The 9,720-nt window shown below is 73.6% G+C and carries 1 protein-coding gene; it reads left to right on the top strand.

Annotated elements, in window-relative coordinates; genetic code table 11:
- Positions 1-70: 70 nt before the first annotated feature.
- The gene (locus ACIP64_RS37625) at positions 71-9,694 is read left to right on the top strand and encodes a type I polyketide synthase (protein ID WP_401596279.1); all 9,624 of its coding nucleotides are present in this window, start codon (positions 71-73) and stop codon (positions 9,692-9,694) included.
- The last annotated feature ends 26 nt before the right edge of the window (positions 9,695-9,720 follow it).

Genomic DNA, 9,720 nt, shown 5'->3' with positions numbered 1-9,720 from the left:
GCCGGGCGCGCCGCCCCGCCCGGACGACGACCGACCGGAACGACCGCCTCTGAGGCATGGAGCCCACGCAATGGAGAACGAGGACAAGCTTCGCGACTACCTCAAGCGGGCGACCGCCGACCTGCGCCAGGCCCGCAGGCGGCTGCGCGAGGTGGAGGAGAAGAACGAGGAGCCCATCGCCATCGTCGCGATGAGCTGCCGCTACCCCGGAGGCGTGCAGACCCCCGAGGACCTGTGGCGGCTCGTCGCGAACGGCGAGGACACCATCTCCGCCTTCCCGGTCGACCGCGGCTGGGACGTCGAGTCGCTGTACGACGCCGACCCCGACAGCGCGGGATCCAGCTACGTCAGCGAGGGCGGCTTCCTCTACGACGCCGGCCGCTTCGACCCGGCCCCCTTCGGGATCTCGCCGCGCGAGGCGCTGGCGATGGACCCGCAGCAGCGGCTGCTGCTGGAGACGTCCTGGGAGGCGTTCGAGCGGGCCGGCATCGACCCGTCCTCGCTGCGCGGCAGCCGGACGGCCGTCTTCGCGGGCGTCATGTACCACGACTACACCGCGCGCCTCGACTCCGTCCCCGACGGCGTCGAGGGCTTCCTCGGCACCGGCAGCAGCGGCAGCATCGCCTCCGGGCGCGTCGCCTACACCTTCGGTCTCGAGGGCCCGGCCGTCACCATCGACACGGCCTGCTCGTCGTCGCTGGTGGCGCTGCACCTGGCGGTGCAGGCGCTGCGCGCGGGGGAGTGCTCCATGGCGCTCGCCGGCGGCGTGACCGTCATGGCCACCCCGTCGACGTTCACCGAGTTCAGCCGTCAGCGCGGTCTCGCGGCGGACGGCCGCTGCAAGCCCTTCGCGGCCGCGGCCGACGGTACGGGCTGGGGCGAGGGCGCCGGCATGCTCCTGGTCGAACGGCTGTCGGACGCGCGGCGCAACGGTCACCCGGTGCTGGCGGTGGTGCGGGGTTCCGCGATCAACCAGGACGGCGCGAGCAACGGCCTGACGGCCCCCAACGGCCCGTCCCAGCAGCGCGTCATCCACCAGGCGCTCACCAACGCGCGCCTGTCGGCCGCGGACGTCGACGTCGTCGAGGCGCACGGCACTGGCACGACGCTCGGCGACCCCATCGAGGCGCAGGCCCTCCTCGCCACCTACGGACAGGAGCACACGCCCGAACAGCCCCTGCTGCTCGGCTCGATCAAGTCGAACATCGGTCACACGCAGGCCGCGGCCGGCGTCGCCAGCATCATCAAGATGGTGCTGGCGATGCGGCATGGTGTGGTGCCGAAGTCGTTGCACGTGGATGAGCCGTCGCCGCACGTGGATTGGGCGTCGGGTGCGGTGTCGTTGGCTTCGGATGCGGTGGTGTGGCCGGAGTCGGGGCGTGTACGGCGGGCGGGTGTGTCGTCGTTCGGTTTCAGTGGGACGAATGCGCACGTGATCGTGGAGCAGGCGCCGGAGCCGGAGGCTGAGTCTGAGGCGCCGTCGTCGGCCGTTGGTCCTGCGGTGGTGCCGTGGGTGCTGTCGGGCAAGAGTGCGGTGGCGTTGCGGGGTCAGGCGGAGCGGTTGTCGGGCTGGCTGGTCGGTGAGGCGGGTTCGGCGGCTTCGGTGGCCGAGGTGGGGTGGTCGTTGGCGTCGTCTCGGGCGGCGTTGGAGCACCGTGCGGTGGTGCTGGGCGATCACGTGACCGGGTTGTCGGCGGTGGCGCAGGGTGTGCCGGCGGCGGGTGTGGTGACCGGGCGTGTCGTCGGTGGCAAGACGGTGTTCGTGTTCCCGGGCCAGGGTTCGCAGTGGGTCGGGATGGCCGTGGAACTGCTCGATTCGTCGCCGGTGTTCGCTGCCCGGATAGGGGAGTGTGCGCGCGCGCTGGAGCCGTTCACGGGCTGGTCGCTGGTGGATGTGCTGCGCGGTGTCGAGGGCGCTCCCTCGTTGGAGCGTGTGGATGTCGTGCAGCCTGCGCTGTTCGCGGTGATGGTGTCGCTGGCGGAGGTGTGGAAGGCGGCCGGTGTGCGTCCGGCGGCGGTGATCGGGCATTCGCAGGGCGAGATCGCGGCGGCCTGCGTTGCCGGGATCCTGTCGCTGGAGGACGCGGCCCGCGTCGTGGCTCTGCGGAGTCAGGCGATCGGCCGGGTGCTGGCGGGTCTGGGCGGGATGGTGTCGGTGGCGCTGCCGGCCGCGCAGGTGCGGGAGCGGATCGCTGCGTGGGGTGAGAACCGGATCTCGGTTGCCGCGGTGAACGGCCCGTCGTCCGTGGTGGTTTCCGGCGAGGTTGAGGCGCTGGAGGAGCTGCTGGCGTCGTGTGAGGCGGACGGTGTGCGGGCGCGGCGGATCGCGGTGGACTACGCGTCGCACTCCGCGCAGGTCGACCTGCTCGAAGATGAGCTCGGGAAGCTTCTTGCGCCGATCGCGCCGGGTGAGGCGCAGGTGCCGTTCTTGTCGACGGTGACCGGTGAGTGGGTGTCCGGGCCGGAGCTGGACGGCGGTTACTGGTTCCGGAATCTGCGGCAGACGGTGGAGCTGGAGCAGGCGGTTCGGACGCTGTTGGAGCAGGGCTTCGGTGTGTTCGTGGAGTCCAGCCCGCACCCGGTGCTCACCGTGGGTCTTCAGGAGACCGTCGAGGACGCGGGTCGTGAGGCGGCCGTGCTGGGTTCGCTGCGCCGCAACGAGGGTGGTCTGGAGCGGTTCTGGCTGTCGCTGGGTGAGGCCTACGTCCACGGCGCGTCCGTGGACTGGCAGGCGGTCTTCGACGGGACCGGCGCCCGCCACGTCGACCTCCCCACCTACGCCTTCCAGCGCGAGCACTACTGGCTGGAGAGCGGAACGCCCGAGGCCGCTGGGGCCGTCGCCCCCGCCGACAGCGTGGAGGCCCGCTTCTGGGAGGCCGTCGAACGCAACGATGTGGTCGCCCTGACGGCCGAGTTGGACGTGGACGGCGACCAGGCGCTGACCGCGCTGCTCCCGGCGCTGTCGTCGTGGCGCCGGCAGAGCCGTGAGCAGTCGACCGTCGACGGCTGGCGCTACCGCGTCACGTGGAAGCCCCTGCCCGAGCCCGCCTCGGCCCACCTCACCGGAACCTGGCTGCTCGCCGTCCCCGACACGCTCACCGGCGCGGACCAGGAGTGGGCGGCCGCCGTCGAGCGCACGCTCACCGACCGCGGCGCTGACGTGCGGCGGATCGCCATCGTCCGGAACAGCGACGACACCCGCGCCGAACTCGCCGCAGGCATACGTGAAGCGCTCGCCGACGGGCCCGCTGTGTCCGGTGTCGTCTGCCTGTCGACGCCCTCGGGCACCGCGGCCGGCACTGTCGTGACCACGCTCGCCGTCGTCCAGGCGCTCGGTGACGCCGAGGTGACCGCGCCCCTGTGGTGCGTGACCCGCGGTGCCGTCGCCGCCGCCCGCTCCGAGGGCTTGGAGCACCCGACGCAGGCGCTGATCTGGGGTCTCGGTCGCGTGACCGCGCTGGAGCACGGCGAGCGCTGGGGCGGCCTGGTGGACCTGCCCGGCACGGACGACGTGGACGACCGGGCACTGGCCCGGCTCGCCGGCGTCCTGGCGGGCGACGCGGCCGAGGACCAGGTCGCGGTACGCCCGGGCGGCCTGTTCGCGCGCCGTCTGGTGCGTGCGCGGCTCGCTGAGACCAAGGCGGTACGCGCGTGGCGTCCGCAGGGCACGGTGCTGGTGACCGGCGGTACGGGCGCGCTCGGCGCGCATGTCGCCCGCTGGCTCGCGGCGAACGGCGCCGAGCACCTCGTGCTCACGAGCCGCCGGGGCGTCGACGCCCCCGGCGCCGCCGAGCTGCGCGACGAACTGACCGCGCTCGGCACCGAGGTGACCGTCGCCGCCTGCGACGTCGCCGACCGGGATGCCCTCGCCGCGCTCCTCGGTGCCGTACCCGCCGATCGTCCCCTGACCGCCGTCGTCCACACCGCCGCCGTCCTCGACGACGGCGTGATCGAGGCCCTGACCCCCGACCAGGTGGAGGCGGTGCTGCGCGTCAAGGTCGACGCGACCCTGCACCTGCACGAACTGACCCGCGACCTCGACCTGTCCGCCTTTGTGCTCTTCTCCTCCTTCGCCGCCACCTTCGGCGCACCCGGACAGGGCAACTACGCGCCGGGCAACGCCTTCCTGGACGCCTTCGCCGAGCACCGCCGGGCGGCGGGCCTGCCCGCGACTGCGATCGCCTGGGGCCCCTGGGGCGACGGCGGGATGGCGGAAGGCGCGGTGGGCGACCGCATGCGCCGCCACGGCGTCATCGAGATGGACCCGGAGCGGGCCGTCGCCGCGCTCCAGCACGCCCTGGACCGGGCCGAGACGACGCTGACCGTCGCCGACATGGAGTGGAAGCGCTTCGTCCTCGCCTTCACCTCCGGCCGGTCCCGGCCGCTGCTGCACGACCTGCCCGAGGCGCGCGCCGCCGTCGAGAGCATCCGTGCCGACGCCACCGAAGGCGCGGGCGACTCGGGCGAGTTCTCCCGGCGGCTCGCGGGGCAGCCCGCGGCCGAGCAGGAGCGGCTGCTCCTCGACCTCGTCCGCACCGCCGTCGCCGCCGTGCTGGGGTACGCGGGCCCCGAAGCGGTCGAGGCCGGGCGGGCGTTCAAGGAGCTGGGCTTCGACTCACTCACCTCCGTCGAACTCCGCAACCGCCTGGTCGCCGCCAGCGGTCTCAAGCTCCCGCCCACCCTCGTCTTCGACTACCCGACGGCCACCGTCCTCGCCCGGTACCTGCGCGAGGAGATGTTCGGCCGGGAGGGCGGCGCGGCGTCCGCCGTCCCGACGCCGAGTGCCGCGGTCCTCGACGCCGAGCCCGTGGCGATCGTCGCGATGGCGTGCCGCTTCCCCGGCGGGGTGCGCACTCCCGAGGAGCTGTGGCAGCTGCTGGTCTCCGACGGCGATGCGCTCTCCCGGTTCCCCGCCGACCGCGGCTGGGACATCGAGGCGCTGTACGACCCCGACCCCGACGCGCAGGGCACCTCGTACACCCGCGAGGGCGGCTTCCTGTCCGGTGCGGCCGAGTTCGACTCCGGGTTCTTCGGGATCTCGCCGCGTGAGGCGCTGGCGATGGACCCGCAGCAGCGACTCCTGCTGGAGACGTCCTGGGAGGCGTTCGAGCGGGCCGGCATCGACCCGCAGACCCTGCGCGGCAGCCAGGCCGGTGTCTTCGTCGGCACCAACGGCTCGGACTACGCCGAACTCGCCCGCACCGCGACCGAAGGCCTCGAAGGCCATCTGGCCACCGGCAGCGCCGGCAGCGTCGTCTCCGGCCGCATCTCGTACACCTTCGGCCTGGAGGGCCCGGCGGTCACCGTCGACACCGCCTGCTCCGCCTCGCTTGTCGCCCTGCACCTCGCGGTCCAGGCGCTGCGGGCGGGGGAGTGCTCGGTGGCCCTGGCCGGCGGCGTGACGGTCATGTCGACGCCCGGCACCTTCATCGAGTTCAGCCGCCAGCGGGGACTGTCCACGGACGGCCGCTGCAAGGCGTTCTCCTCCGACGCCGACGGCTTCAGCCCCGCCGAGGGTGTCGGCATGCTGCTCGTGGAGCGGCTGTCGGACGCGCGGCGCAACGGCCACCCGGTGCTCGCCGTCGTCCGCGGCTCCGCCATCAACCAGGACGGCGCGAGCAACGGCCTCACCGCCCCCAACGGCCCGTCCCAGCAGCGCGTCATCCGTCAGGCCCTCGCCAACGCGCGCCTGTCGGCCGCCGACGTCGATGTCGTCGAGGCGCACGGCACCGGCACGACGCTCGGCGACCCCATCGAGGCGCAGGCCCTGCTCGCGACCTACGGCCAGGACCGTCCCGACGGCCGGCCCCTGCTGCTCGGCTCGATCAAGTCGAACATCGGCCACGCGCAGGCCGCTGCCGGTGTCGCCGGAGTCATGAAGATCGTGCTCGCCATGGAGCACGGCGTGCTGCCGCGCAGCCTCCACATTGCCGAGCCGACCCCGCACGTCGACTGGACCGCGGGCGACGTCGACCTCCTGACCGAGGCGCGGCCCTGGCCGGACACCCACCGCCCCTGGCGAGCGGGAGTCTCGTCGTTCGGCTTCAGCGGCACCAACGCGCATGCCATCATCGAGCAGGCCCCCGATGCCGCCGAGGACACGACCCCGGAACCGGCGCCGACACCCCTACTGGCCGGGGTGACCCCTGACGGTTCCCCGTCGGGCCCGTCGACCGCCCTGCCCTGGACCCTCACCGCACGGACGCCGAAGGCCCTGCGCGGTCAGGCCGAACGCCTCCTGACCCATCTCGCCGCCCATCCTGACCTGCGACTTGTCGACGCGGCCCACTCCCTGGCCACGACCCGCGGCGCCCTGGACGAGCGAGCCGTCGTCGTCGGTCGCGAGCGCGCCGACGTCGTCACCGCCCTGACCGCCCTGGCCACCGGGGAGACCTCACCGGCCCTGGTGCAGGGGTCCGCGATCGGGGGAAGGACGGTGTTCGTCTTCCCCGGACAGGGGTCGCAATGGGTAGGCATGGCCGAAGGGCTGTTGGACGCTTCAGCCGTGTTCGCTGCCCGGATGGAGGAGTGCGCTCAGGCGCTGGAGCCGTTGACCGGCTGGTCGCTGGTCGATGTGCTGCGCGGTGTCGAGGGCGCTCCGTCGCTGGAGCGCGTGGACGTGGTCCAGCCCGCGCTGTTCGCGGTGATGGTGTCGCTGGCGGAGGTGTGGAAGGCGGCCGGAGTCCGTCCGGCGGCGGTGATCGGGCATTCGCAGGGCGAGATCGCGGCCGCGTGTGTTGCCGGGATCCTCTCGCTTGAGGATGCCGCCCGCGTCGTGGCTCTGCGCAGTCAGGCGATCGGACGGGTGCTGGCCGGTCTGGGCGGGATGGTGTCGGTGGCGCTGCCGGCCGCGCAGGTGCGGGAGCGGATCGCGGCGTGGGGCGAGGACCGGATCTCCGTTGCCGCGGTGAACGGCCCCTCCTCGGTCGTGGTCTCCGGCGAAGTGCACGCCCTGGACGAGCTGCTGGCCTCCTGCGAGGCGGACGGCGTGCGGGCGCGGCGGATCGCCGTGGACTACGCGTCGCACTCCGCTCAGGTGGATCTGCTGCGGGACGAGCTGGCCGAGCTGCTGGCGCCGATCGCCCCGGGCGAGGCGCAGGTGCCGTTCCTGTCGACGGTGACCGGCGAGTGGATGACCGGTCCGGAGCTCAACGCCGGGTACTGGTTCCGCAACCTGCGGCAGACCGTTGAACTCGAGCAGGCCGTACGAAGCCTGCTGGAGCAGGGCTTCGGAGTGTTCATCGAGTCCAGCCCGCACCCCGTTCTCACCGTGGGTCTTCAGGAGACCGTCGAGGACGCAGGCCGTGAGGCCGCCGTCCTGGGCTCGCTGCGCCGCAACGAAGGCGGCTTGGAGCGGTTCTGGCTCTCCCTTGGCGAGGCCTATGTCCACGGCGCGTCCGTGGACTGGCAGGCGGTGTTCGCCGGGACCGGCGCACAGCGCGTGGACCTGCCCACCTACGCCTTCCAGTCGCAGCGGTTCTGGCCCGAGATCGCCCCGGCGTCCGCGTTCGAGGCGCCCGTGGAGAACGCGATCGACGCCCGTTTCTGGGCGGCCGTCGAACGCGAGGACCTCGACACGATCACCTCTGAACTCGCCGTCGACGCCGACCAGCCGCTGACCGCGCTGCTTCCGGCGCTGTCCTCGTGGCGCCGGCAGAGCCGTGAGCAGTCCACCGTCGACGGCTGGCGCTACCGCGTCACGTGGAAGCCGGTGTCCGAGCCGGCTTCGGCCCGTCTCACCGGGACCTGGCTGCTCGCCGTCCCCAGTACGCTCACCGGCACGGACGAGGAGTGGGCGGCCGCCGTCGAACGCACGCTCACCGACCGCGGAGCGCAGGTGCGCACCGTGCGGGTCGACCACGGCACCGCCGACCGCGAGCAGCTGACGGCAGCGCTGAAGGCCGCACTCGACGGCTCCGCGCCCGGCGGTGTCCTCTCCCTCCTCGCCCTCGGCGGCGCCAGCGCCCCGCTGCGCGAGCACGCCGGACTGCTGGCGACTGCCGCTCTGGTCCAGGCACTCGGCGACGCCGAGGTCACCGCGCCCCTGTGGTGCCTGACCCGCGGCGCGATCGCGACCGGCCGCTCCGAGGCGGTGACCGATCCCGCGCAGGCGCTCATCTGGGGATTCGGCCGGACGGCCGCCCTGGAGTACCCCGACCGCTGGGGCGGTCTCGTCGACCTGCCCGGCACGGACACCGCGGACGACCGTACGCTCACCCGCCTCGCGGGCCTGCTGGCCGGGGACGGTGCGGAGGACGAGGTCGCGGTCCGGGCCTCCGGCGTCTTCGCGCGCCGGCTCGCCCACGCGTCCGGTGCCGACGCGCCCACCGGCAAGGTGTGGAACCCGCACGGCACGGTGCTGGTCACCGGCGGTACGGGCGCGCTGGGTGCGCACGTCGCGCGCTGGCTCGCGTCCAACGGCGCCGAGCACCTGGTGCTGGCCGGCCGCCGGGGCATCGACGCCCCCGGCGCCGCCGAGCTGCGCGACGAACTGACCGCGCTGGGCACGGAAGTGACCGTGGCCGCCTGCGACGCCGCCGACCGTGACGCCCTGGCCGCGCTCCTCGACGCCGTCCCCGCGAACCGCCCCCTGACCGCCGTCGTCCACACCGCCGGTGTGCTCGACGACGGAGTCATCGACGCGCTCACGCCCGAGCGGTTCGCGACCGTCCTCGCCCCCAAGGCGGAGGCGGCGCTCGCCCTGCACGAGCTGACCCGCGGTCTGGACCTGTCCGCGTTCGTGCTCTTCTCCGGGGTCGCCGGCACGCTCGGCGACGGCGGACAGGGCAACTACGCGGCGGCCAACGCCTATCTGGACGCCCTCGCGGAGCAGCGGCACGCCGAGGGCCTGGCCGCGACCTCCGTGGCATGGGGCCGCTGGGGTGACAGCGGACTGGCGGCGGGCGGCGCGATCGGCGAACGCCTCGACCGCGGCGGCGTGCCGGCGATGGCGCCCGGTTCCGCGATCCGCGCGCTCCAGCAGGCTCTCGACCTGGGCGACGTGACGGTCGCGGTCGCCGACATCCAGTGGGAGCGGTTCGCGCCCGGCCACACCGCCGTGCGGCCGAGCCCGTTCCTCGCCGACCTGCCCGCGGTGCGGCGGCTGGCGGAGGCCCGTTCCGGCGCGGCGGACGGCGATCCGTCCGGTGCCGGGCTCTCCCCGGCGGAGGCCCTGCGCCGCCGCCTGGAGGTCATGCCGCGGGCCGAACAGGGCCTGGCCGTCGCCGAGCTGGTCCGTACCCACGCGGCCGCGGCACTCGGCCACCCGACCACCGACGAGGTCGGCGCGCAGCGCGCGTTCAAGGAGCTCGGCTTCGACTCCCTCATCGCGCTGGAGCTGCGCAACCGGCTGAACGCCGCGACCGGACTGCGGCTCCCGGCCACCCTCGTCTTCGACCACCCGAACCCGGCCGTCCTGGCCGACTTCCTGCTCGGTGAGATCGTCCCGGACGGCGGCCCCGGCGCCGCCCCCGGCATGGCGGAACTCGACAAGCTCGAGTCCGCGCTGTCCGTGCTCGACCCGGACGCCGCGGACACCCCGACCCGTACCGACATCGCGCTGCGTCTGCAGGCCCTCCTGGCGAAGTGGGGTGAACCGCACACCGATTCCCGTGGCGAGGCCGTCACAGAAAAGCTTCAAGAGGCCACGCCCGACGAGCTCTTCGCCTTCATCGACAAGGAGCTCGGGATTTAAGCAGGCGGACAGCAGGCAGCACTCAG

This window comes from Streptomyces sp. NPDC088733 (assembly GCF_044751185.1).
Taxonomy (GTDB): Bacteria; Actinomycetota; Actinomycetes; order Streptomycetales; family Streptomycetaceae; genus Actinacidiphila.
Note: the sequence above shows the minus strand (reverse complement) of the source record. Positions and strands in the feature narration are given on the sequence as shown.

Bases quoted from the DNA above. Each gene is read 5' to 3' on its own strand.
- ACIP64_RS37625 (WP_401596279.1), top strand. From the start codon at position 71: ATGGAGAACGAGGACAAGCTTCGCGACTACCTCAAGCGGGCGACCGCC.